Annotated in this window: 24 protein-coding genes; 12 read left to right on the top strand and 12 right to left on the bottom strand. The window is 66.2% G+C overall.

Annotation, left to right across the window (positions count from 1 at the left end; translation table 11 throughout):
* The first annotated feature begins 75 nt into the window (after window positions 1-75).
* The 5 genes from U4960_RS08020 to U4960_RS08000 all read left to right on the top strand — a co-directional run bounded on the left by U4960_RS08020 (window position 76) and on the right by U4960_RS08000 (window position 4,134).
* Window positions 76-771, top strand: a complete 696-nt coding sequence (locus U4960_RS08020) for an HAD family hydrolase (protein ID WP_324263016.1) — start codon at window positions 76-78, stop codon at window positions 769-771.
* A 128-nt stretch (window positions 772-899) separates the two neighbouring features.
* Window positions 900-1,829 (top strand): SDR family NAD(P)-dependent oxidoreductase, encoded by a 930-nt coding sequence (locus U4960_RS08015; protein ID WP_324263015.1) that lies wholly within the window; start codon window positions 900-902, stop codon window positions 1,827-1,829.
* Between the two features lie 119 nt (window positions 1,830-1,948).
* Complete coding sequence (locus tag U4960_RS08010; RefSeq protein ID WP_324263014.1) at window positions 1,949-2,500, top strand: hypothetical protein; 552 nt, start codon at window positions 1,949-1,951, stop codon at window positions 2,498-2,500.
* A 95-nt stretch (window positions 2,501-2,595) separates the two neighbouring features.
* Window positions 2,596-3,666, top strand: a complete 1,071-nt coding sequence (locus U4960_RS08005; RefSeq protein ID WP_324263013.1) for a hypothetical protein — start codon at window positions 2,596-2,598, stop codon at window positions 3,664-3,666.
* A gap of 75 nt (window positions 3,667-3,741) precedes the next feature.
* Window positions 3,742-4,134, top strand: a complete 393-nt coding sequence (locus U4960_RS08000; RefSeq protein WP_324263012.1) for a hypothetical protein — start codon at window positions 3,742-3,744, stop codon at window positions 4,132-4,134.
* Window positions 4,135-4,137: 3 nt separating this feature from the next.
* Here U4960_RS08000 and U4960_RS07995 read toward each other — a convergent pair whose 3' ends face one another.
* Genes U4960_RS07995 through U4960_RS07980 form a run of 4 tightly spaced genes read right to left on the bottom strand, consistent with a single transcriptional unit; the run spans window position 4,138 to window position 7,146 of the window.
* Window positions 4,138-4,515, bottom strand: coding sequence for a DUF2794 domain-containing protein (locus U4960_RS07995; protein WP_324263011.1), 378 nt, complete (start codon window positions 4,513-4,515; stop codon window positions 4,138-4,140).
* Entirely contained in the window at window positions 4,515-5,231 is a 717-nt protein-coding gene (epsC, locus tag U4960_RS07990) for a serine O-acetyltransferase EpsC (protein ID WP_324263010.1), read from the bottom strand. The genes U4960_RS07995 and epsC overlap by 1 nt, the downstream gene beginning before the upstream one ends.
* A gap of 27 nt (window positions 5,232-5,258) precedes the next feature.
* Window positions 5,259-5,870: an HdaA/DnaA family protein gene (locus U4960_RS07985; protein WP_324263009.1), complete on the bottom strand. Its 612-nt coding sequence runs from the start codon at window positions 5,868-5,870 to the stop codon at window positions 5,259-5,261.
* Window positions 5,871-5,874: 4 nt separating this feature from the next.
* Window positions 5,875-7,146, bottom strand: a complete 1,272-nt coding sequence (locus U4960_RS07980; RefSeq protein WP_324263008.1) for a heavy-metal-associated domain-containing protein — start codon at window positions 7,144-7,146, stop codon at window positions 5,875-5,877.
* A 71-nt stretch (window positions 7,147-7,217) separates the two neighbouring features.
* On the opposite strand from U4960_RS07980, the gene purM reads away from it, so the two are divergent.
* The 3 genes from purM to U4960_RS07965 all read left to right on the top strand — a co-directional run bounded on the left by purM (window position 7,218) and on the right by U4960_RS07965 (window position 10,495).
* Window positions 7,218-8,324: a phosphoribosylformylglycinamidine cyclo-ligase gene (purM, locus tag U4960_RS07975; protein WP_324263007.1), complete on the top strand. Its 1,107-nt coding sequence runs from the start codon at window positions 7,218-7,220 to the stop codon at window positions 8,322-8,324.
* A 16-nt stretch (window positions 8,325-8,340) separates the two neighbouring features.
* A complete protein-coding gene (purN, locus tag U4960_RS07970) occupies window positions 8,341-9,303 on the top strand; it encodes a phosphoribosylglycinamide formyltransferase (protein WP_324263006.1) in 963 nt (320 codons plus the stop codon).
* Window positions 9,304-9,676: 373 nt separating this feature from the next.
* Entirely contained in the window at window positions 9,677-10,495 is an 819-nt protein-coding gene (locus tag U4960_RS07965; protein WP_324263005.1) for a sulfotransferase family protein, read from the top strand.
* Window positions 10,496-10,498: 3 nt separating this feature from the next.
* On the opposite strand, the gene U4960_RS07960 is transcribed toward U4960_RS07965, so the two are convergent.
* The 6 genes from U4960_RS07960 to U4960_RS07935 form a co-directional block, all read right to left on the bottom strand.
* A complete protein-coding gene (locus U4960_RS07960) occupies window positions 10,499-10,750 on the bottom strand; it encodes a YdcH family protein (protein WP_324263004.1) in 252 nt (83 codons plus the stop codon).
* A 128-nt stretch (window positions 10,751-10,878) separates the two neighbouring features.
* Entirely contained in the window at window positions 10,879-11,301 is a 423-nt protein-coding gene (gene ndk / locus U4960_RS07955; RefSeq protein ID WP_324263003.1) for a nucleoside-diphosphate kinase, read from the bottom strand.
* A gap of 109 nt (window positions 11,302-11,410) precedes the next feature.
* Window positions 11,411-11,905 (bottom strand): hypothetical protein, encoded by a 495-nt coding sequence (locus U4960_RS07950; protein WP_324263002.1) that lies wholly within the window; start codon window positions 11,903-11,905, stop codon window positions 11,411-11,413.
* Window positions 11,906-11,963: 58 nt separating this feature from the next.
* Window positions 11,964-12,398 (bottom strand): DNA polymerase III subunit chi, encoded by a 435-nt coding sequence (locus tag U4960_RS07945; RefSeq protein WP_324263001.1) that lies wholly within the window; start codon window positions 12,396-12,398, stop codon window positions 11,964-11,966.
* Entirely contained in the window at window positions 12,395-12,547 is a 153-nt protein-coding gene (locus tag U4960_RS07940) for a DUF2256 domain-containing protein (RefSeq protein ID WP_324263000.1), read from the bottom strand. The genes U4960_RS07945 and U4960_RS07940 overlap by 4 nt, the downstream gene beginning before the upstream one ends.
* 46 nt (window positions 12,548-12,593) lie before the next feature.
* Window positions 12,594-14,051: a leucyl aminopeptidase gene (locus U4960_RS07935; RefSeq protein ID WP_324262999.1), complete on the bottom strand. Its 1,458-nt coding sequence runs from the start codon at window positions 14,049-14,051 to the stop codon at window positions 12,594-12,596.
* 101 nt (window positions 14,052-14,152) lie between these two features.
* Here U4960_RS07935 and U4960_RS07930 point away from each other — a divergent pair, with 101 nt between their 5' ends.
* The 4 genes from U4960_RS07930 (at window position 14,153) to rsmA (ending at window position 19,700) form a co-directional block, all read left to right on the top strand.
* Window positions 14,153-16,399 carry an LPS-assembly protein LptD gene (locus tag U4960_RS07930; RefSeq protein ID WP_324262998.1) on the top strand — a complete coding sequence of 749 codons (2,247 nt, stop codon included), beginning with the start codon at window positions 14,153-14,155 and terminating at the stop codon, window positions 16,397-16,399.
* Between the two features lie 148 nt (window positions 16,400-16,547).
* Complete coding sequence (locus tag U4960_RS07925; RefSeq protein WP_324262997.1) at window positions 16,548-17,885, top strand: peptidylprolyl isomerase; 1,338 nt, start codon at window positions 16,548-16,550, stop codon at window positions 17,883-17,885.
* Window positions 17,876-18,895, top strand: a complete 1,020-nt coding sequence (gene pdxA, locus U4960_RS07920; RefSeq protein ID WP_324263081.1) for a 4-hydroxythreonine-4-phosphate dehydrogenase PdxA — start codon at window positions 17,876-17,878, stop codon at window positions 18,893-18,895. Before U4960_RS07925 ends, pdxA begins: the two co-directional genes overlap by 10 nt.
* Window positions 18,888-19,700, top strand: a complete 813-nt coding sequence (gene rsmA, locus U4960_RS07915; protein ID WP_324262996.1) for a 16S rRNA (adenine(1518)-N(6)/adenine(1519)-N(6))-dimethyltransferase RsmA — start codon at window positions 18,888-18,890, stop codon at window positions 19,698-19,700. The genes pdxA and rsmA overlap by 8 nt, the downstream gene beginning before the upstream one ends.
* Here rsmA and U4960_RS07910 read toward each other — a convergent pair.
* Both U4960_RS07910 and U4960_RS07905 read right to left on the bottom strand, forming a co-directional pair.
* Window positions 19,697-20,125, bottom strand: coding sequence for a Rap1a/Tai family immunity protein (locus tag U4960_RS07910; protein ID WP_324262995.1), 429 nt, complete (start codon window positions 20,123-20,125; stop codon window positions 19,697-19,699). The genes rsmA and U4960_RS07910 overlap by 4 nt on opposite strands.
* Window positions 20,126-20,153: 28 nt before the next feature.
* Window positions 20,154-22,259 carry a malate synthase G gene (locus tag U4960_RS07905; protein ID WP_324262994.1) on the bottom strand — a complete coding sequence of 702 codons (2,106 nt, stop codon included), beginning with the start codon at window positions 22,257-22,259 and terminating at the stop codon, window positions 20,154-20,156.
* Window positions 22,260-22,321: the final 62 nt, after the last annotated feature.

The raw sequence follows: 22,321 nt of genomic DNA, 5'->3' as shown, positions 1-22,321 counted from the left end.
CGCTCCTTTAGAACGGATGGCGCCTTGCCACCAAAAGCTTGCCGTTTGAAGAACCATCCGCCACCGCGCTGGGCGATGACGCAATTTCCCTTCAGCGCGGTCGGCTTCGATCTCGACGGCACCCTGTGCGACACCTTCCGCGATCTCGGCGCAGCGGTGAACCATGCCCTGCGGATCGGCGGACTCGATGAAGTCTCGATCGAAAGCTCGAAGGACCTGATCGGGGGCGGGGCCAAGGTCATGCTGGCGCGCGCGGTCGAGGCGCAGACCGGACATTTGGGCGGGCTGCCGGAACCCGAATTCAATGCCCTCTACAAGCAGATGCTCGGTTTCTACGCCGAGAACAACGCGGTCCACACCGTGCCCTACCCCGGCGCGCTGGAGGCGATGGACGAACTGGCTGCGCGCGGGGCCAGGCTGGCGGTGGTAACCAACAAGTTCGAAGCATTCGCCACCGCGCTGCTGGGCCAGCTGGGCCTCAGCGAACGGTTCGTCACGATCATCGGCGGGGACAGCCTGGGCAAAGGGCCGGACGGGAAGTTCCGCGCCAAGCCGCTGCCTGACCCGGTGATCGAGGCCCGGGCACGCTGTGGTGGCGGGACGTTCGCCTTCATCGGCGATTCCACCTACGACGTCGCGGCCGCGAAGGGCGCAGGCGTACCGGTCGTGGTCGCCGCTTATGGCTATTGTGACCGAGCGCCGCACGAACTGGGCGGGGACGCCGTCATCGATTCGCTGCATGGCCTCATTCCTGCCCTCGAGGCGCTCTAGGAAGCGCCCTGCCCCTACGGCATCCCGCCCTGACGAAAGCACGGTTGCAACGCGCGCGGGAAACTGCCAACCGGCACACGCATTTACGCTAACGTAAGGCCGGAACCGGCCGACCAGGAGGATATGCCATGACCATTTCGTTCAATGACAAGGTTGCCATCGTTACCGGTGCCGGTGGCGGACTGGGCAAGGAATATGCGCTCGAGCTGGCGCGCCGCGGCGCAAAGGTGGTCGTGAACGACCTCGGCGGCTCGCGCGATGGCACCGGCACCTCCGATGCGGCGGCCCAGGTGGTCTCGGAAATCGAGGCTATGGGCGGCGAAGCCGTCGCCAACGGCAGTTCGGTCACCGAATACGACCAGATGGTCGAAATGGTTGCCAAGACCAAGGAAAAGTGGGGCGGCGTGCACGTCCTGATCAACAACGCCGGCGTGCTGCGTGACAAGACGTTCGCCAAGATGGAACCGGCCGATTTCGAATTCGTGGTCAAGGTCCACCTGACCGGCTCGGCCATGGCCACCAAGGCGTGCTGGGAACTGATGCGTGAGCAGGCCTATGGCCGCATCCTGATGACAGCCTCGTCGACCGGTCTGTTCGGCAACTTCGGCCAGGCCAACTACGGCGCAGCCAAGCTCGGCCTCGCGGGCCTGACCAAGACGCTGCAACTCGAAGGCGGCAAGTACAACATCCGCGTGAACACCCTTTCGCCGGTAGCGGGCACCCGCATGACCGCTGACCTGTTCCCGGAAGAGGCCTTCAAGCTGTTCGATCCCGTGAACGTGGTCCCCGCTGCGCTGTTCCTGGTGAGCGAAGACGCCCCCACCAACGCCATCGTCGGCGCCGGTGCCGGTGGTTACCACTCGGCCTGGACGGTGATGAACGACGCCGTCTGGCTGCCCGAGGAAGAGCGCACCCTGGAAGGCTTCGCAGCCCGCTGGGAAGAGATCTCGGCCTTCAGCAACCTGATGGCCCCGCAGAGCGGCAGCGAGCAGAGCGCCAACATCCTCAAGGCCATGCAGAAGGTCACCGGCACCGGCCCGAGCTCGGCGCGGGGCTGAGGGTTCGTGTCGGAGCCCGGACCTCACGGTCCGGGCCGCCGCGACATTGGTTGACCGATTCGAGCATTGCGATACGACGCTCCAGGAGCCTGTTAGCGGGCGTTGGATAGGCGTGCGCGGTGGACGGCTTTGAATTCCTGCTGACATTGTTCGGGCTGCTGCTCGGGCTGGCGCTGGCCGAGGGGCTTGGCGGGCTCGCCAATGCACTCCACATGCGCCGCCGGACCCTGATCGGCTGGCCGACTGCGCTGCTCGGCACCTTCGTGTCGTTAGACATCGTCAGTTTCTGGATGAACGGCTGGGCGCTGCGGGCGGTCTTGCCGGTCACCTGGCCAGTCATGTTCGGCGGCTTTGTCGTCACCGCCGTGGCCTACGTCGCGGCGTCGCTGATATTCCCCAAGGATGCGGAAGACTGGGCCGATATCGATGGCCATTTCGAACGCAACCGCGCCACGGTGATCGGCAGCCTGCTGACCTGCAATCTGGCGCTGCTCATCGTCATCTTCTCGATGATGGAGATTCCTGATCCGTTCAACTTGCGCCGGCTCGTCATTATCTGGTCGGCTTTTCCGGTCGGGCTGATCGCCATGTTCGCCCCGCAACGTCCGCTTGTTCTAGGCGCGCTGACTTACATGATCGCGTTGTATCCGCTGTCGTTGATCTGGCGCTAGTGCAGGGTTCCGGACAAACGCCGGCACACCCTTACTGTATTGACACGATAATACACTGGGGTTACTCCATCCCCATCTCAGGGGAGGAGTAACCCATGTATACCGAAGACGACCTGCGCCAGGCAGTGGCGAGCGGTGCGATCAGCGCCGACGCTGCCGAGGCGCTGCGCCAATCCGTCCGCACCGCCCACCCCACACCATCGGTTGACGAGGAGAATTTCCGCCTCGTCAACAGTTTCAACGACATCTTCGTGACTATTGCCGCCGTCCTGCTGCTGGTCGCCATGGCCGGGATCGGGCAGGCCTTCACGCCGCGCCTTGACGGCCCACCCCCGTTCTCGGGCATGCTGATCGCCGCTGCGGCCTGGGGCATGGCCGAATACTTCACCCGCCAGCGCCGCATGGCCCTGCCCAGCATTGTGCTGCTTCTCGCCTTCGTCGGCGGCGTGTTCGAGGCCTTGCTCGGCTTCATCGTCATGGCGATGGGGGATGACAGCACCAACGAGCGCGTGGCGGTGACGCTGGTCGCCCTCGCCGCGCTGGTCACCGCAGGGGCAGCGTGGATGCACTGGCGCAGGTTCATGGTGCCGATCACCATCGCCGCCGGCACCGCCGCAGTTGCTGGCACCGTCGTCGCCCTGATCGTCGCAGCGATTGGTCCGAACAATATCGAGCCCGAGCAGGCCCTGATCCCGCTCGTGTTCATTGCCGGCGTTTCGGTATTCGCCTTCGCCATGCGGTGGGACATGACCGACCGTGAACGGCAGACCCGGCGCAGCGACGTGGCCTTCTGGCTCCACCTGCTGGCCGCGCCGATGATCGCCCACCCGCTGTTCCACTGGCTCGGAGTCACCGAAGGCGACAGTATCGGCATGGGCGCTGCATTCGGCGTGCTGCTGGTGTATCTGGCGATGGGCCTGGTGGCGCTGGCGGTGGACCGGCGCGCATTGCTGGTTTCGGCGCTGGCCTATGTGCTGTTCGCACTCGGATCGCTGTTCGAGCGGTTCGGCGCGGTCGAGCTTAACGTGGCCCTGACAGCGCTGGTGATCGGTTCCGCCCTGCTGACGCTGTCAGCCTTCTGGACCCCGATCCGGATGTCGGTCGTGCGCGGATTGCCGACCAATCTGCAATCGCGCCTTCCTGTGACAGCACTCCTTGCGGCCTGACATCGTCTGATGGGGGGAGAGGGGCCGCACGCACTGCTCGGCCCTTCTCCCGTCCTTCAGCGTGGGGACTCTGCCATGAATCTTCTGACCGCCTCGCGCGAAGGTAAACTGCGGCTGTTCCAGAACGTCATTATCCTGGCGCTTGCGGGGCTGCTGATCTTCTACCATCTGACGATGCTGCGCGATCTGGCCATGGGCAACGGCTTGAGCAGCGATACAACCTACAATGCGATCCAAGGGGCCTTACGCCTCGCCATTGTCGCCAGCCTGACGGCGGTCGTGCTCGGCAAGCGGATCGCCCTGGCGGCAATGTGGCTCAGCATCGGTAGCCTGATCGCCACCCATTACTGGGCCCATTTCGGCGGCTTGCCCGTGGATTTCACCGCGGGTCGCCACCCATTGTCCTATCTCAAGGGGCTGATCATCCCCTCGATCATCACCACCGCATTTCTCTACCGAAGGGACTGAGCGCTAGCCTGTCACCACCTTTACCAGACGCCGCTCTATCGGAGCCAGCACGCCCGCGAGGTCGTGGCCGCGCTTCAGCACCTGGCCGTGTTCGCCGTAAAGCGTCCACATACCCTGCCGCGAACGGAGTGACGGTCGTTTCTCGATTCGCGCCTGGGGGCGTTCGGCGGTGCGCTTGAATGCGGCGAAACTGGCAAAGTCGCGGGTAAAATCCATCGCGTAGTCGCGCCACTGCCCAGCCGACACCATCCGGCCGTAGGTATCGAGAATGCGCGAAAGTTCCTCGCGCGAGAAGCCGACCTGATCGGGCTGCCTTGAGGGGAAAGCAACGATGGTGCCGCCCGGCCCCCCAGCCTGCCCGCCGCCGCCGCCAGACAGCATCAGCTACCGGTCCGCTTGCGCCGGGGTGCCGGAACAGCACGAGCGCCGGTCGCTTGCCGCAGCTCGGCAATTTCCGCCCGCAAGGCGGCCAGTTCGCCCTCCAGTTTCTCGACGCAATCGCGGCCAACGCCGGCAGCTTCCTCGCAAGGGTCGTCACAGGGCGTGCCATAGGGAATGAATTCGCGCAGCCATTGCTCGGCCGGCACCAGGGTCGAGCGGGCCTTGAGGCCGATCATGGTGGCGCCTTCCGGGACATCGTCGGTCACCACGGCATTGGCGCCGATCCGCGCCCGGTTGCCGACCGTGATCGGGCCGATCACCTGTGCGCCGGAACCGATGATCACGTTGTCCTCAATGGTCGGGTGCCGCTTGCCGCCCACGCCATTGGTCGGATTGGTGCCGCCCAGAGTGACGCACTGGTAAATGGTCACATTGTCCCCGATCAGCGCGGTTTCACCAATCACGGTGAAGCCGTGGTCGATGAAGAAGTTCTTCCCGATGGTCGCGCCCGGATGGATGTCGATCGCGGTCAGGAAGCGGCTGAAATGGTTCACCAGCCGGGCAAGGAAATAGAGCTTTGCCTCGAACAGCCAGTGCGCCACCCGGTGAAGGCCCAGTGCGAGCACGCCAGGATAGAGCAGGATTTCCCAGCGCGACCGGGGCGCCGGGTCGCGGGCGCGGATCGAGTCGAGATAGGCGGCCAGCCGGTCAAACATCGCAAGCAGACTCCCACTTCCCCACCGCTAAAGCAAGCGTGCCTGCCGCGGTCCTTCGATTGCCTCCAGCGCATCCCGCCAGACCGACTGGGTGGCCGGTACCTTGCGCTCCATGCTCAGCCGGTCGATGGTTTCCACCAGCCGCTCTATCGCTGCGAAGCTGCGGGTCGTGCGCGGCACGAGATAGGTAAGCGCCCCTTCGCCAAGGACAAGCCCCCGCTGCTGCGCATGGGCCTCGATCAGCGCCGCGACCATTGCGTCATCAGGCGCACCGATCCGCAGCTGCAGGGCGGCCCCCATGCGTGATCGCAGGTCCGGCAGGGCGATATCCCATGTCTCCCCGTTGACCACCAGCAGCAGCGGCCGGCCATCTTCCTGCGCGCGGTTCCAGCGGTGGAACAGGGTCGTCTCGTCCACTGAGTCGGCCCCGTCAATCGACTCGCCCCGCCCCTCGGCGGCGAACCAGCGGGTCAGGAGCGACTTGCCCGAGCGGGGCGGTCCGGTGAGAACGGCGGTCCGGAAAGGCCAGCTTTCGGGCCGTCCGAGAGCCTCGATGACTTCAGCATTGGCCGTTCCCACGACAATGCGGGTGGCGTCGCCCGGGCGGCGCAGATCCAGCGGCAGGACAATCTGGCCCATCGGCTCAGCGGCGGATGGCGAGCGCGTTGCTGCCTTGCGTTACGGTAAACCCGCGCCCGCGCAGGGCAGCGGCCAGCTGGTCAATCGACCCGCCATAGCTGACCGTCATTACCGAAGTGCCGCCAATCCCGACACTGGTGGTCGCCGCGCCGCGCACGCCGGGTGCTCCCCGGACGGCAGCCAGCGTGGCATCAAAAGCGCCCGCGTCCGGCGTGGCGAACTGGACCACGAACGCCGACACCACCTGCGGTGTCTCGACAGGAACCTGGGGTGCATCGGTCCCATCGCCAGCAGTTTCATCCGCTCCCGGCTGAGCCGCAGCGGCGCGCTCCTGCGCTTCGATCTGGCGGCCGATTTCGATCAGGCGCTGCAGGGCCGGATCGATTTCCGCGCCGGCCATGCTGAGCGTCGGGTCAGGGCGCAGCTTGCCATCAGCCAGCGCCTGGCCGAACATCCGGTCAAACCGGCGCACGGCCTGCTCCAGCATCTCCGGCAGTTCCTCCGGCCCCTTGGCCGTGAGGGTGAAGGAGCCAAGATAGTCGTTGTCCGGCCCATACCGCGCGGTGAAGGTGCCGGTAACGGGGCCGCCGGGATAGGCATGGCGCAAGTGCGCCATCGGCACCAGCACGTCCGCTGCGCCGAACTGATCGAGAATGTTGCGCCACCAGGTGCGGCTGCGGCGGCTGGTCTGGCCGAAGGTCACCAGGAGCGAATCGCCGCCCGCGCCCGAGGGGCGCACGTAGTCGATCGGGCTCGCCCCTGACTGGAACTCCGCCCAGGCCTGCTGCCACGGGTTTCGCCGTTCATAGACCAGTGCCGTGCCGCCGGAGATGGTCACCGGAACCAGCAGCATCGGCGCGGACCGGCGGACCGGGCCGCCGCCGCCGAGAAGTCCGCCTGCCCGGGCCCGGTCGAAAATGACCCCGAGTCGGGCAATGTAGCGCCGCGGCCCGATCTGCTCGCGCTCGATCACAATGGCAGAGACCATCGACTGGAGCTGCCCGTCGGCAATGGCCGGGCCGCCCAGCTTGGCCCATGCCTTGCGCTGGGCTTCCAGCCAGCCTTTGGCCCGGGCGTCCTCTGCATTGTCGCCCTTCACGTCGACGTCGATTTCATCAACCTCGATGTCGGTGCTGCTGGCAATCGGAGCGATTCCGCGCTCGCCTTCAACCTGCGCCCAGGCCACGGCCAGCCCGGCCAGCAGCAACACCCCGCCAAGCAGCAGGGCCAAAGTGCGGGTGCGCGCGCGGGCGGGGAGGAGAAGCAACTGGGCCATCGGGGAAAACCGGCGGCCTTTTGCCCAATCGGGCATGGAAATCCAAGCACGAAAGACTAAAGCCTGTGGCCATGTCTGCGAACAACCCTCCTCCCAGCCGGTATACCTATGCCGAAGCCGGGGTTTCGATCGAGGCCGGCAACGCGCTGGTCCGTGCCATCGGCCCTCTGGTGAAGGCCACGCGGCGCCCCGGCGCGGACGCGGAAATCGGCGGATTCGGCGGCTTCTTCGATCCCAAGGCTGCCGGATATACCGATCCCCTGCTGGTCGCTGCCAATGACGGGGTTGGCACCAAGCTCAAGCTCGCCATCGATAGCGGGCGGCACGATACGGTCGGGATCGATCTCGTCGCCATGTGCGTGAATGATCTGATCGTCCAGGGGGCAGAGCCGCTGTTCTTCCTCGACTATTTCGCCACCGGCAAGCTGGAAAGCGGCGTGGCCGAGCGGGTGATCGCCGGCATCGCTGACGGGTGCAAGGAAGCTGGCTGCGCCTTGATTGGCGGCGAGACGGCGGAAATGCCGGGAATGTATGCGGCTGGCGATTATGATCTGGCCGGATTCTGCGTCGGCGCGGTCGAACGCGGCGAGCAGTTGACCGGCGACAAGGTGGCCCCCGGCCAGGCCCTGCTCGGCCTTGCAAGTTCGGGCGTCCATTCGAACGGGTACTCGCTGGTCCGGCGGCTGGCAGCGGACAAGGGCTGGCGGCTGGACCGGCCCGCCCTGTTCGATCCCGAAGTGATCCTGATTGACGCGCTGATGGCCCCGACCCGGATCTATGTGAAAAGCCTGCTGCCCGCCATCCGCGCCGGGCGGATCGCCGCGCTCGCCCACATCACCGGCGGTGGTCTGCTGGAGAACATCCCCCGCGTTCTGCCCGAAGGCGCGCACGCTGTGGTCGATGCCGACGCCTGGGCGCAGCCCCGCCTGATGGCTTTCCTCCAGGCGCAGGGCAATATAGAGCCGGCCGAGATGGCCCGCACGTTCAACTGCGGAATCGGCATGGTCCTGGCAGTTGACGAGGACGATGTCGACACGCTGATGTCCGACCTTTCCGCCGCGGGTGAGACCGTGCTCCGGATCGGCAGGATCGAGGAGGGAACCCGCGGCTGCACCGTGCGCGGTTCGGTCGAGGCCTGGTCGGCGCGTGAGCCGTGGGAGGCGACCCACCTTGCCTGACGCCGGGCGTGAACCCATGTCAGACAAGGCGCGGGTGGCCGTGTTCCTGTCTGGGGCGGGTTCAAACATGGCCGCCCTGCTCCACGCCAGCCACCTGCCCGGTGCTGCCTACGAGATCGTGCTGGTGGCATCGAACGATCCCGCCGCACCCGGGCTTGCCTTGGCCGAGGCTGAAGGAATTCCCACATTTGCGCTCGCGCACAAAGGCATGAGCCGGGACGCGCATGACGCGGCGATGGAAGCCGAAGTCCTGCGCGCCGGGGCGGATCACATTGCGCTGGCCGGGTACATGCGCATCCTCAGCGACGGTTTCGTCGGGCGGTGGCCAGGCCGGATGCTCAACATCCATCCTTCGCTGCTGCCCCGATACAAGGGGCTGGATACTCACGCCCGCGCCATTGCCGCCGGAGACACAGCTGGCGGCGTATCGGTCCACCTCGTCACGCCCGACCTGGACGCGGGCGAAGTACTGGGCCAGCTGGCAGTGGCGATCCGGCCCGGAGAAACGGCGGAGACCCTCGCCGCGCGGGTGCGCATGGCGGAGCACCAGCTCTATCCGCATGTGCTGAACCGCTATGTCGCGCGCCACCATGACAGCGACTGGCTGCTCGCCCGGGTGCGCAAACTGGCCATGGCCATGCCGGAAGCCGAGGAACGCGACAGCCACGGCGCGCCGGGCTTCCGCACCAGCGGCAGGAGCGGCAAGTTCTTCGCCTATTTCAGCGATCGCCACCATGGCGAACCGCACATCGCTCTGCTCGCCAAGACCAGCGGAGTGGATGAGATGACCGACCTGATCGCGCGCGATCCGGAACGGTTCTACCGCCCCGCGTTCTACGGTGCGAGCGGCTGGGTCGGGATCGTGCTCAACCGGCGCGATACCGACTGGGACCAGGTGGCCCACTGGATCGCCCGCAGCTGGCGCAGTGTCGCTCCGCGCCGCCTCACCGGGCTGCTCGACGCCGCCGACGCCTTCTGATGGCCCCGCCCCGCCCGCACCCGCTGACCCGCTCGCGCCTGTCGGAGAAGGCGGGCGCGCTGGTCGAGACACTGTGGAACCGGGGCGTGACCCCCAAGCCGCCGCTCGATCCGGGATTTCTCTGGTACACCGGGAGCAAGGGTTTCACTCCGGACGACGAACACGCCGGCCGGAGCGAGAGCGATGTGGCCGATTTCCGCGATCGGCTGGAGCGGCTGTGCCAGGCCCTGCGGGACGAGGCCGGGCTCAACGCCCTGGGCCACACGATGGCCTATGGCCAGATCACCAGCGCCATCCGCAAGCGCCACGCGCTGGGCAGGCTGTGGCAGGAACAGCCAGCATTGGCTCAAACCCCTGTCGCCCCCCGATTATCGTGGTCGGCCAGATGCGCGCCGGGACCACGCGGATGCACCGTCTGCTGGCGGCCGACCCGGCCCATGCGGGCACCCTGTTCTGCAACAGCCACGATCCCGTTCCCCGGAGGCCGGACTGGCGCCCGTTCAAGAGTGCGGCTGGCCTGGCAATCGCCCGCCGCATCAATCCGTGGCTCGATACGCTCCACCCCTTCGGGGCAACCCGGACGGACGAGGAAATCGGCTGGCTGTCCGCCGCGCTCGATGCCTGTACCTACGAAGCGCAATACGCCATCCCGAGCTATGTCGCGTTCAACGAGGCGCAGGATGGCAAAGCGGTCTATCGCGAGTTCGCGCGGCTGCTGCGGACCGATGCTGCCACCATGGGCAATGCTGCGCGGCCGCGGGTCATGAAGTGCCCCCAGTTCTGCGAGCACCTGCCCGCCCTGCTGGAACAGTTTCCCGACGCGCGGCTGGTGGTGACCCACCGCGACCACGCCGAAGTGCTCGCCAGCTCCGTCTCGATGGTCGCGGCGCAAATGGCATTCCAGACGGACAATGCCTCGGTTGAGGCGATCGAGGCGGAATGGCGGCGCAAGCTGGCACTGCGGCACGAGCGGGTGGAAGCCGCCCTGGCCGGCTGGAACGGGCCGGTCGCACGGGTCGACTATGCCGCGCTCAACGCCGACTGGCGCAGCGAAATCACGCGGGTCTATGCCGTGCTGGGGCTGGACTTCAGCGCCGCAGCCCTCTCTGCGATGGAGACGGAACAGGGCAAGGCCGCACAGGACGCACACCACGCGCACGCCCGCGACCTTGCCCGGTTCGGTGCAGCCTGACCCTCAGGCGGGGGTGCGGGCCTTGGCCAGCATGGCCGACAGGTCGTCCGCAAGCGCCAGCCGTTCCTTCTTGAGCTCTTCGGCACGCTCATCCGATGCCGGCTCGACTTCGCTTTCGATGCGATGGATGGCCCGGTTTACCGTGTGATACGCCTCGGCCAGCCGGGCGAAGTGCGCGTCATCCTGCTTGAGCCGGTGAATAAGATCCCGGTCCTGAGGGAATTCATCGGCCAGTTCGTGGGGGGTATGCGACATTCAGGGGTCCTTCCCGGTTGGTGATGCCCCTCTGTGCCCCGCCAGCGCCGCATGGTCGTTGATGCAAATCAAAAAGGGCCGCGGCGGTTTCCCGGCGCGGCCCTTGTCGAAATGCCTGGAAACCCGGCTCAGCCGACGATTTCTTCCGGCTTGAAGAAGTAGGCGATCTCGATCGCGGCGTTCTCGTCGCTGTCCGAACCGTGGACGGTGTTGGCTTCGATGCTTTCGGCCAGTTCGGCGCGGATCGTGCCGGGGGCTGCGTCCTTGGGGTTGGTCGCGCCCATCGTGTCACGGTTGAGCTGCATGGCGTTCTCGCCTTCGAGAACCTGCACCACCACCGGGCCGCTGATCATGAAATCGACCAGTTCGCCAAAGAAGGGGCGTTCCTTGTGAACGGCATAGAAACCCTCGGCCTGCTCGCGGGTCATGTGAATGCGCTTGGAGGCAACGACGCGCAGGCCGGCGTCTTCCAGCATCTTGGTGACCGCACCGGTCAGGTTGCGGCGGGTGGCATCGGGCTTGATGATCGAAAAGGTGCGGGTAACCGCCATGGGATGTGTCCTTCAATACTGCGGGATGGGGTATCGCGCGCGCCCCTAGCCCCGTGTGCGCCGCGCTGCAAGCCTTGGCGCGGGTCGCGGGCCGCCAGCGCGGTTCCCGCTACTTGCTTCCCACCATCAGCTGGGCGCTGGTCTTGCCGTCTGCTTCGGTGGCGGTGAGCGAGAAGGTGACCCCGTCCCTGCCTTCGCCCCCGATCATCCGGGTGCCATCGGAGTTCATCTCCAGCTGGATTTTCACCCCGGCGGCCTCGGCCTGCTTGCGGTAGAAGGCGACCACCTCATCGGCCGGCTTGCCGATTTCCATCATGGTCATCGAGCCGGAGCCCTGTTCGGTGGTGATGTTGCTGGCGGAGATCACATTGGCCCCCGGCATCAGCGCAAACCCGTCTGGCAGGTTGGCCTTGACCCCTGCGCCGGATTCCATCCGGGCGGTGCCTTCCTCGGTCTTGATCTCTGACGTGGTTACGCCGCTTTCCTCGTCGACGCGGTAGGTGCCCTCGCCCCCCTCCCCATCCTCGAAGGTACCCGATTGTTCGGACCCGCAGGCAGCCAGAGCCAGGATCAGCGAAACGGCAACAGGAAAGGCAAGGCGCATTGGTTCTCTCCGTCGGTTGGAGCGAACTATTCCAAACTCCCCGGTCGCGCGCAACCGGTCAGGCGACCTTGATCCATTTGCCCCCATCCTGCCGGAAGAATGCGCGTTCGACCGCATCCCCGCCGCCAAGCGCACGCCAGGTTGCGCGCGCTGCCGCTATGGTCGATTCGTCGAACAGCAGGAACGCACGGGCGAACCCGGCCGGATCGCGCCACTGGCCGTCAGCAAAGATCACGTGGGTGGCGCCATTCTCAGGCGCGCAGGCGCCAGACAGCAGGACCGGCTGGCGCGCAGCGTGGGGCTCACCCGCCTCCCCGTTGGCCAGGAAGGCTTCGGCCTTTTCCTGCCACAAGGCGCTTGAGATCACTTCGCGCTGAGCCGCATCGCCGGAGACGACCAGCACCCGCTGCCCCTCGCCCAGCACCCGCGCGGCGATCAGGGCGACCACCTTGTCCACCGGATCGCGGGACAACTGCCAGAAGTCGATCTTCATGCGCCCCCACCCCGATTCATCCGGCACCGGTCGGAACAGTACTTCACGTTGTCCCAGTCCCGTGCCCATTTCTTGCGCCAGGTGAACGGCAATCCGCACGAAAGACAGGTCTTGCTCGGCAGATCGGCCTTCTTGCGCATCTTCGGCATTATTGTTGGCCTACCGCTGCGCTGCTCGAGGCCCGAAAGCCATGCCTCACTTCTCCAGCGTGTCGCGCACGAACCGGTCGATCAGGCGCACGCCATAGCCGGTTGCGCCCTTGTCCCAGGTGCGGCCCGGCTTGTCCGACCAGACCATCCCGGCGATGTCGCAGTGCGCCCAGGGCGTGCCCTTGCGGACAAACCGCTGGAGGAACTGCGCCGCTGTGATCGAGCCGCCTTCGCGCGGCCCGAGGTTCTTCACGTCGGCAATCGGCGAGTCGATCAGCTTGTCGTATTCAGGGCCGAGCGGCAGCCGCCACAGCTTGTCGCCGGTGGCCTTACCCGCTGCCAGCAGCTTGTCTGCCAGCGCATCATCGTTGGCGAACAGCCCGCCATGCTCGAACCCGAGCGCGATCAGCATCGCGCCGGTCAGCGTGGCGAAGTCGACCATCTGTACCGGATCAAAGGTTTCCTGCGTCCAGTGGATCACGTCGCACAGCACCAGCCGCCCTTCGGCATCGGTGTTGAGCACTTCAATCGTCTGGCCCGACATCGAGGTGACCACGTCTCCCGGGCGCTGGGCCTTGCCGTCAGGCATGTTCTCGACCAGCCCGACCACGCCGACCAGGTTGGCCTTCGCCTTGCGCTGGACCAATGCCAGCATCGCGCCGACCACTGCGCCGGCACCGCCCATGTCCCACTTCATGTCCCACATGCCAGCGCCCGGCTTGAGGGAGATTCCGCCGGTATCAAAGGTGACGCCCTTGCCGATGAAGGCGGTCGGCTTTTCGTCGCCGCCGCCGTTCCAACGGATCGCCAGGATGCGCGAAGGCTGTTCCGAGCCGAGGCCGACGCCGAGCAGCGCGCCCATCCCGAGCGCCTCCATCTGCGCCACATCGAGCACGGTCAGTTCGGCCCCGGTACCGGAAAAGGCCTTCTCGCACGCTTCGACGAAGCTGACCGGGTAAATCTTGTTGCCCGGCTCGGCCACCAGATTGCGGGTAAACTCCACCCCGTCGGCCAGCGCGGCTTCGACTGCCCAGACGGTTTCGGTTCCCTCGGGCGCGCCGACCACGGTCGCTTTTGCCAGGGTGATCTTTTGCTCGTCCTTCAGCTTGGTGCGATAGGCGTCATGCCGCCAGCTGCGCAGGCGCAGGCCCAGCAGCACGGAAGCAGCGCCCGCCGCGTCGAGCCCGGCACCGGTCAGGTCGATGGCAATGTCCGTCTCGCCCGAAGTCAGGTACTTCGCGGCCAGGGCCGCTCCGGCCTTTTCCAGCCCGGCGGCGCGGTCTGTCGCAGCAGCCTTGCCCGCTCCCGCCAGCGCAAGACGGACCACTTTGCCCTGCCGTTCGACGAATGCCTCGAACAGCTGGCCTTCATTTCCCTTGAAGCGCGCCGCCTTGGCGCCGGCGGTCACAGCTGGCTCCAGCCCGGCGGGCAGGGAATCCCCCGACACTACGTGTGCGACCAATCCGGCGTCGGCGGGCAAAGTCGAAGTGAAAGCTATCTGCATGGTTGCTCCGGGTGCTCGGGGCCTGTGGTGTGGCGCGCGCCAGCTCTGCCCCTGGAAAGGATGCGATTGCGATTAGGCCGAGGGAGTGCGATAGGCAAGCCATGCTCCCCGCCTATGTGACCATCGTGCAGGCGCCTTGTCGCCGCTTGCTGCGGGCCAGTATTCCCGCATTCGTGCTCGCCCTGGGGTGTGCCGCCCCGGCGCTGGCGCAGGAGCCGGCGAGCCGCATGATCGAGGCTGGCCGGGCAATCGATTTCGAGGCGGACAGCCTGTCCTACGAGTCGGACACCGACATGATCCGCGCTGCGGGCGATGTCGTCCTGCGCAGCGATGACCAGTCGGTTCGCGCCAACGAAGTGGTGTGGGACCGCAAGGCCGGCACCATCACGGCAATCGGCAACGTGCGGTTTGTCGATCAGCAAGGCAACCAGCTGTTCACCGAACAGGTCGAGCTGACCGACAAGTTCGAAGCCGGCGCCATGTCGGAGCTGCTGATTGCCCTGCGCGAAGGGGGCCGCCTGGCCGCCCGCTCGGGCGAGCGGGGCGACGATGGATTGGTGGTCCTGACCGATGCCGCCTACAGCGCCTGCGCCGTGGTCGACGGCGACGGATGCCCGCGCAACCCCAGCTGGCGTATCACGGCTGACCGGGTGGTCTATGATCCGGAGGGAAAGCAGGTCCGCTTTACCGGCGCATACCTAGAACTGTTCGGCGCGCGCATCCTGCCGATCCCGGGCCTGTCCGTCCGCACCGATGGCGGGCCGGTATCGGGCCTGCTGATCCCCGATATCCGCGTGTCCCAATCGAACGGGGTGGAGATTTCGGGCAGCTATTACTGGAGGATGGCTGACAACAAGGACCTCACGCTGGGGGCCTACCTGTTTACCGAAGCGCCGCCGATGGCCTCTGCCCAATGGCGGCACCTTACGTCCAAGGGTGCCTATCAGATCACCGGCTACGGAACCTATAGCCAGCGGGTGTCAGACATAACCGGCGTGCCCTTCCGGGAAAACGATCCGCGCGGTTACCTGGAGGCCAACGGCCGGTTCCAGTTTGACCCCACCTGGAGCTTCACCGGTTCGGTCCGGCTGGCCAGTGACCGCACCTTCCTGCGCCGCTACGACATCAGCCGGGATGATCGCCTGCGCTCCACCTTCGCGCTGGAGCGGGTGGACGAGACATCGTACCTCTCGGTCGAAGGCTGGGCCACCCAGACCCTGCGCCTTGGCCAGCCGCAAGGCCAGGTGCCGGTAGCCCTGCCGCTGATCGACTACCGCCGCCGCATCGCCGACCCCACCGGGCTTGGCGGCACGCTTGAGCTCCAGCTCAACACCCTCGCGATCACCCGCGACGAGGGGCAGGACACCCAGCGCGCCTTTGCCGGGGCGCGGTGGGATCTGCGCCGGATCACCGCGCTCGGCCAGATGGTTACCCTGACCGGGCTGGTGCGCGGCGATGTCTATCATTCGGACGAGAACGGCCTGACGGCAACGGCAGCCTATCGCGGCAATCCGGGCTGGCAGGCCCGCGGCATCGCGCTGGGCGCACTGGACATGCAGTGGCCCTTCGTGGGTGAGGCTTTTGGCGGAACGCAGGTCTTCACCCCCCGGGTCCAGCTGGTGGCCACCCCGCCGATCCGCAACCTGGCTGTTCCCAATGAGGATGCCCGCGCGATTGACCTGGAAGATTCCAACCTCTTCTCGCTCAACCGCTTCCCGGGGTATGACCGGTTCGAGGACGGAGCGCGGGTCACGTACGGGTTCGACTGGGAACTGCAGATTCCCGACTGGCGGATCCGCTCCACCATCGGGCAGTCCTACCGGCTCGACAACGATCCGCTCGTGCTGGTCGATGGCACGGGCCTCAGCGACCGGGTCAGTGACTTTGTCGGCCGGACCGAGGTGCGCTACCGCGATTTCCTCAAGCTCACCCACCGTTTCCGGCTCGACAAGGACAGCTTCTCGGTCCGCCGCAACGAATTCGACGCCACCGTGGGCTCGCGCCGGACATATGCCGAAATCGGCTACCTGCGCCTCAACCGGGACATTGCGGCCGGGATCGAGGATCTGCAGGACCGCGAAGAGCTGCGGCTGGCCGGGCGGGTCGCCTTTGCACGTTACTGGTCGGTGTTCGGATCGGGCGTCTTCAACCTGACCGACCGCAGCGAAGATCCCACCTTCACTTCCGACGGGTTCGATCCGGTTCGCACCCGTCTGGGGGTCGCCTACCAGGACGATTGCCTCGAAATGGGCCTGACCTGGCGCCGCGACTATATCGACGCCGGCGATGCCCGCCGCGGCGATACCTTCCAGATCTATTTCTCCCTGCGCAATCTCGGCTTCCGCTAGGGTTGCGGAGTTTGCGGCAGGGGCGATTGTCGGGACGGCGCAAAGCCGCTATCCGACCGGCTACTCAGCCCGTGTTAAGCCTGTCCGAGGCAGATGCGCGGCGAACAGACAGCAGCGCCGGTGGCGCGGAACAGACGGAACGTATCAGGTGACAGCACTCACATTCGGCCGCATTCTCGGTGCCGTGGCATCCTTCGGGCTGGTTCTCGGCCCCGTCGCCGCGCAGGCCCAGCAGGCAAACAACCCGCTCGGCATCCCGGATAACGTCAACATCCTGCGCCAGAACGATCCCAACAGCCGCAAGCCGACCGCCGTGGTCAACGGATCGGTCATCACCGGCACTGACGTGGACCATCGGGTGGCGCTCGTCGCGGCTGCCTCGCAGGCAGAGATCCCGCCAGAGGAAATGGCTCGCCTGCGGATGCAGGTGCTGCGCAACCTGATCGATGAAACCCTGCAGATTCAGGAAGCCGCTGCGCAGGAAATCGAGATTACCCAGGCCGAAATCGATACCCGTTATGCCGATGTGGCCAGCCGCAGCTTCAATTCCGATCCCAAGGCAATGGACGCCTACCTGATCTCCATCGGGTCCAGCCCGGCCGCGCTCAAGCGCCAGATCCAGGGCGAAATCGCCTGGCAGCGCCTGCTCGGGCGCAACGTCGCACCGTTCATCAACGTATCCGACGAAGAGGTGCGCGAAGTGCTCAAGCGCCTTGAGGAAACCCGGGGCAGCGACGAATACCGTGTGGGTGAGATTTTCCTCTCCTCCACCCCCGAAACCCGTGAAGCGGTGGGGCAGAACGCCACCCGCATTGTGGAGCAACTGCGCCAGGGCGGCAGCTTTGTTGCCTATGCGCGCCAGTTCTCCGAAGCGACCACGGCTGCTGTCGGCGGCGATCTGGGCTGGATCCGGCTGGCACAGCTCCAGTCTCCCCAGCTTGAAGAGGTCGTGCGCGAAATGCAGCCGGGCCAGCTGATGGGTCCGGTGGAGATTCCCGGCGGATACTGGATCGTTTACCTGATCGACCGGCGCAAGGTGCTGATGGCTGATCCGCGTGACGCCATGCTCAGCCTGAAACAGGTCGCCATTGCCTTCCCGGCAGGCACCAGCGAAGCAGCCGCAACCGCCCGGATCGAGGCGTTCGGGCTGGCGGTCCAGTCGATTCGCGGTTGCGGTGACGTGGAGCGCGCAGCGCAGACAGTCGGGGCCGAGGTGGTCACCAACAACGACATCAAGGTCGGCCAGCTTCCGCCGCAGCTCCAGACCAGCATTCTGGCCATGCAGATCGGCGAGGCGACCCCGCTGTTCGGCTCGCTGGAGGACGGTGTCCGCACACTGGTGCTGTGCGGCCGCGATGACCCGCAGACACAGGGCGGGCCGGACTTCGATACGATGCTGGCGCAGATGGAAGACGAGCGCATCAACAAGCGTGCCCAGCGTTACCTGCGTGACCTGCGGAACGACGCGTTCATCGAATACAATTGAACCCGCTCGCCCTATCGCTCGGTGATCCTGCCGGAGTTGGCCCCGAGCTGATCGTACAGGCATGGCAGCAACGGGCCGCGGAACAGCTGCCGCCCTTCCTGGTCGCTGGCGGGCAAGGTGTGCTCGCTGATGCCGCCCGGGCGCAGGGGGCGGGCGTGGCGATAGTCCCGATCGACGAACCGGGCGACGCGCTCGGGGTCTTTGCTGAAGGAATCCCGGTGCTTGGCGCCGCTGGCACAGGCTGGCGGCCCGGGGTGCCCGACAGCGACGGTGCCTGGCTGGCCTGGGAATCGCTCAAATGGGCCACCGCCCTTGCGCGCGATGGCAAGGCTTGCGCCATCGTCACGGCGCCGGTTTCCAAGGCGGCGCTGACAGCAGTGGGCTTCTCGTTCCCCGGCCAGACCGAGTTTCTCGCCCATGCCTGCGGTATCCCTGAAAGCCAGGCGGTGATGATGCTGGCCGGCCCCAACCTGCGGACCGTCCCGCTCACCATCCACTGTGCACTGGCCGATGTGCCCAGGCTCCTCAGCGAAGATCTGATCGTGAGCCGCGGGCGTGCCGTTGCTGCCGCTCTCACCCGCGATTTCGGGATCGCGCACCCCCGCATCGCTGTCACCGGCCTCAACCCCCATGCCGGCGAAGGCGGCGTTTTTGGGCGCGAAGAAATCGACCTGATCGCCCCCGCGATCGCGCGCCTCCGCAGCGAAGGGATCGATGCCAGCGGCCCTCATCCGGCTGACGCGCTGTTCGCCCCGCACAAACGGAACTCGTTCGATGTGGCCCTGTGCATGTACCACGACCAGGCGCTGATCCCGGTCAAGGCGCTCGATTTCGACAGCGGAGTCAACGTCACCCTGGGGCTCCCGATCATCCGCACCAGCCCGGATCATGGCACCGCATTCGACATCGCGGGCAAGGGCCTGGCGCATCCCGGCGCGCTGATTGCAGCAATCCGCATGGCGGGCGAAATGGCCACCCGGCGCGCCGATACCCGAACAGTCGATGCCTGATCTCCCCCCCTTGCGGGACGTCATTGCCCGCCACGGCCTCTCCGCCAGCAAGGCGCTGGGGCAGAACTTCCTGTTCGACGCACACCTGCTTGACCGGATTGCCGCAATCCCCGGCGATCTGGCAGGGCAACAGGTGCTGGAGGTGGGCCCTGGCCCGGGCGGGCTGACCCGCGCGTTGCTGAAGGCCGGCGCCACGGTCACGGCGATCGAAATGGACCGCCGCTGCCTTCCGGCCCTGGACGAACTGGGCGAAGCCTTTCCCGGCAAGCTGCGGGTAATCGAAGGTGACGCCATGAAGGTCGCCCACCGTATTGAAGGGCCGTTCCACGTCGTCGCCAACCTGCCTTACAACGTCGGCACTGCGCTGCTGATCGGCTGGCTTTCAGGCGCGGTCTGGCCCCCGCAATGGGCCAGCCTGACGCTGATGTTCCAGCTGGAGGTGGCGCAGCGGATCGTCGCTGCGGCGGATAGCGATGCTTACGGGCGGCTGGCGGTGCTGGCACAGTGGCGCAGCGAGGCGCGGCTGGCGATGAAGGTCCACCGCAGCGCCTTCACCCCGCCCCCCAAGGTGATGAGCGCGGTGATCCACCTGACCCCCACCCCGATGCCGGAAGGCGTGACACCCCGCACCCTCGAACGCCTGACCGAGGCCGCCTTTGGCCAGCGCCGCAAGATGCTGCGCCAGAGCCTCAAAGGCATGCCGGGCGCGCTCGACGCGCTGCGGACGGTCGGCATCGACGAAACCCGCCGGGCGGAAACCCTTTCGGTGCAGGAGTTCGTCGCAGTCGCGCGCGTGCTGGGTTAACCCCGCTGGCAGGGATAGCGTTCGGTCAGGGCATTGTAGGCGGTTGAGGCGGCGGTCCAGTCGGCCTTGTCCGGGTTGCGGCGCATGTAGTCGGCGTAGATCGAGCCGAGCTGGCTGACGTCAAGGGTCGCCGCGTTGCACAGCACTGGCGGACCCCAGCGGTTGTCCACGTGCATCGCCATGGCATCGGCAATGCCCATCAGATAACTGCGACAGGCCAGCTGCTCACCAGCTTCCAGAGCCACGCACGAGGTGTAGAGACCGCGCGCCACCAGGAAACCACCACTCGAGGCGACGCCTTGTTGGCCCTGCCGGGCTTGCCCCTGCGGGGATTGCTGGGCTTGCTGGGCTTGCTGGGCTTGCTGGGCTGCCACCGGCACGCTGACGAGGCTAGCGAGCAGGCAGGCAATTACGGCTTTCTTCATACGACTCTGTCTCCGAACGTGCCGAAGGTTAGCCGCCAGCCGCCTTCTTCGCCAGACGCCATTGATGGAGCAGCGGCTCGGTATAGCCGCTCGGCTGCTCGACGCCGTTGAACACCAGATCGCAGGCGGCGCGGAAAGCCGCGCCGTCCTCGTTGCCGACCAGCGGGACATAGGCCGGATCGCCCGCATTCTGCGCGTCAACCTTGGCGGCCATGCGGCGCAAGCTGTCCATCACCTGTTCGCGGGTGGCGACGCCATGGAGCAGCCAGTTGGCCATGTGCTGGCTGGAAATCCGCAAGGTGGCGCGGTCCTCCATCAGGCCGACATCGTTGATGTCCGGCACCTTGGAGCAGCCCACCCCGGCATCGATCCAGCGCACCACATAGCCGAGCAGGCCTTGCGCGTTGTTGTCCAGTTCCTCGCGCACTTCCTCTTCCGACCAGTTGGTCCCGTCAGCCAGCGGAATGGCAAGCAGATCATCCAGCGGCGGGATTTCGCCCAGCCCCTGCTGAACTTCGAACACGTCGCACTGGTGGTAATGCAGCGCGTGGAGCGTGGCGGCCGTCGGGCTCGGCACCCAGGCGGTGTTGGCCCCGGCTTTCAGATGGCCGATCTTCTCAACCATCATCTGCCCCATCAGATCAGGCGCGGCCCACATACCCTTGCCGATCTGCGCGCGGCCGGAAAGACCGTGCTTCAACCCGATGGCAACATTGCGCTTTTCGTAGGCGGCGAGCCAGCCGCTGGTCTTCATCGCGCCTTTGCGGATCATCGGCCCGGCCTGCATCGAGGTGTGGATCTCGTCGCCAGTGCGGTCAAGGAAGCCGGTGTTGATGAACACGATCCGGTCCTTCACCGCATGGATGCAGGCGGCAAGGTTGGCGCTGGTGCGGCGCTCCTCGTCCATCACGCCAACCTTGACCGTGTAGCGGGGCAGTTCGAGCAAATCCTCAACCGCGTTGAACAGGTCATTGGTAAAGCGGCATTCTTCCGGCCCGTGCTGCTTCGGCTTGACGATGTAGATGCTGCCATGGCGGCTGTTTGTCCACCGGCCATGCCCGCGCACATCGAGCGCGCCGATTGCGCTGGTGAAGACTGCGTCCATGATGCCTTCGGGCACTTCGCTGCCATCGCCGAGCAGGATCGCCGGGTTGGTCATAAGGTGGCCGACATTGCGCACGAACAGCAGGCTGCGCCCGGGCAGGGTATGCTCGCTTCCGTCGGGCGCGGTGTAGCGCTTGTCGTCCTCCAGCCGCCGGGTCAGGGTGCGCCCGCCCTTGTCGAAGCTCTCTTCCAGGTCGCCCCGCATCAGGCCCAGCCAGTTGCGGTAGGCGAGCGTCTTGTCCTCACCATCGACCGCTGCGACCGAATCCTCACAGTCGCAGATCGTGGTCAGGGCCGATTCGCAGAGGACGTCGGCAATACCCGCCGGATCGCCACTGCCAATCGGGCTGGCGGGATCGAAAACCACCTCAACATGCAGGCCGTTATTCTTGAAAAGACGGCCCTTCTCTGTTTCGCCGAGATACTGCGCGGGGTCCGCCAGCTCGATTGAGTCCGGCCCCGCAAGCTCCGCCCAGCTCGTCCCGCCCGCCAGCGGCAGGGCCTGGTCGAGGAATGCCCGCGCCCGCGCGATCACCGCCGCGCCGCGCTGCTCGTCATAGCCGCCGGGCCGCGCCGGCGGCGCGTCGAGCGCGTCGGTGCCATAGAGCGCATCGTACAGGCTGCCCCAGCGCGCGTTCGCGGCGTTCAGGAGGAAGCGCGCATTGAGGATCGGCACCACCAACTGCGGCCCCGCCATCGTGCTGATTTCGTCATCGACGTTTTCGGTTCCGATGATGAATTCGCCCGGCTCCGGCACAAGGTAGCCGATCGATTCGAGGAACTGACGATATTCGCCTGGATCAACCGGTTTGCCGCGCCGCTCGATATGCCAGGCGTCAATCTGCTGTTGCAGTGCCTCGCGCCTGGCCAGCAACGCGCGGTTCTCCGGCGCGAACCGCTCAAGCAAGGCCGCAAACCCCTGCCAGAACGCCGCCGCATCCTGGCCGAGCGCCGGCAGTACCTGCTGTTCGAGCAGGGCGGCAAGGCCGGGAAAAACCTGCAATCCGGCGCGGGTGGTGTACTGGGTCATGTGTCCTCGCTTCGTGTTGTGCACAGCGGCAGACCGGCAGCCTGTGCCGCCAGTCGGGTTGA

Source organism: Altererythrobacter sp. H2 (genome assembly GCF_035319885.1).
Classification (GTDB): domain Bacteria; phylum Pseudomonadota; class Alphaproteobacteria; order Sphingomonadales; family Sphingomonadaceae; genus 34-65-8.
The sequence above is the reverse complement of the archived record's forward strand: the minus strand, read 5'-3'. Positions and strand labels throughout refer to the sequence as shown.

Bases quoted from the DNA above. Each gene is read 5' to 3' on its own strand.
- U4960_RS08020 (WP_324263016.1), top strand. From the start codon at position 76: ATGACGCAATTTCCCTTCAGCGCGGTCGGCTTCGATCTCGACGGCACC.
- U4960_RS08015 (WP_324263015.1), top strand. From the start codon at position 900: ATGACCATTTCGTTCAATGACAAGGTTGCCATCGTTACCGGTGCCGGT.
- U4960_RS08005 (WP_324263013.1), top strand. From the start codon at position 2,596: ATGTATACCGAAGACGACCTGCGCCAGGCAGTGGCGAGCGGTGCGATC.
- U4960_RS08000 (WP_324263012.1), top strand. From the start codon at position 3,742: ATGAATCTTCTGACCGCCTCGCGCGAAGGTAAACTGCGGCTGTTCCAG.
- U4960_RS07995 (WP_324263011.1), bottom strand. From the start codon at position 4,515: ATGCTGTCTGGCGGCGGCGGCGGGCAGGCTGGGGGGCCGGGCGGCACC.
- epsC (WP_324263010.1), bottom strand. From the start codon at position 5,231: ATGTTTGACCGGCTGGCCGCCTATCTCGACTCGATCCGCGCCCGCGAC.
- U4960_RS07985 (WP_324263009.1), bottom strand. From the start codon at position 5,870: ATGGGCCAGATTGTCCTGCCGCTGGATCTGCGCCGCCCGGGCGACGCC.
- U4960_RS07980 (WP_324263008.1), bottom strand. From the start codon at position 7,146: ATGGCCCAGTTGCTTCTCCTCCCCGCCCGCGCGCGCACCCGCACTTTG.
- purM (WP_324263007.1), top strand. From the start codon at position 7,218: ATGTCTGCGAACAACCCTCCTCCCAGCCGGTATACCTATGCCGAAGCC.
- purN (WP_324263006.1), top strand. From the start codon at position 8,341: ATGTCAGACAAGGCGCGGGTGGCCGTGTTCCTGTCTGGGGCGGGTTCA.
- U4960_RS07960 (WP_324263004.1), bottom strand. From the start codon at position 10,750: ATGTCGCATACCCCCCACGAACTGGCCGATGAATTCCCTCAGGACCGG.
- ndk (WP_324263003.1), bottom strand. From the start codon at position 11,301: ATGGCGGTTACCCGCACCTTTTCGATCATCAAGCCCGATGCCACCCGC.
- U4960_RS07950 (WP_324263002.1), bottom strand. From the start codon at position 11,905: ATGCGCCTTGCCTTTCCTGTTGCCGTTTCGCTGATCCTGGCTCTGGCT.
- U4960_RS07945 (WP_324263001.1), bottom strand. From the start codon at position 12,398: ATGAAGATCGACTTCTGGCAGTTGTCCCGCGATCCGGTGGACAAGGTG.
- U4960_RS07940 (WP_324263000.1), bottom strand. From the start codon at position 12,547: ATGCCGAAGATGCGCAAGAAGGCCGATCTGCCGAGCAAGACCTGTCTT.
- U4960_RS07935 (WP_324262999.1), bottom strand. From the start codon at position 14,051: ATGCAGATAGCTTTCACTTCGACTTTGCCCGCCGACGCCGGATTGGTC.
- U4960_RS07930 (WP_324262998.1), top strand. From the start codon at position 14,153: ATGCTCCCCGCCTATGTGACCATCGTGCAGGCGCCTTGTCGCCGCTTG.
- rsmA (WP_324262996.1), top strand. From the start codon at position 18,888: ATGCCTGATCTCCCCCCCTTGCGGGACGTCATTGCCCGCCACGGCCTC.
- U4960_RS07910 (WP_324262995.1), bottom strand. From the start codon at position 20,125: ATGAAGAAAGCCGTAATTGCCTGCCTGCTCGCTAGCCTCGTCAGCGTG.
- U4960_RS07905 (WP_324262994.1), bottom strand. From the start codon at position 22,259: ATGACCCAGTACACCACCCGCGCCGGATTGCAGGTTTTTCCCGGCCTT.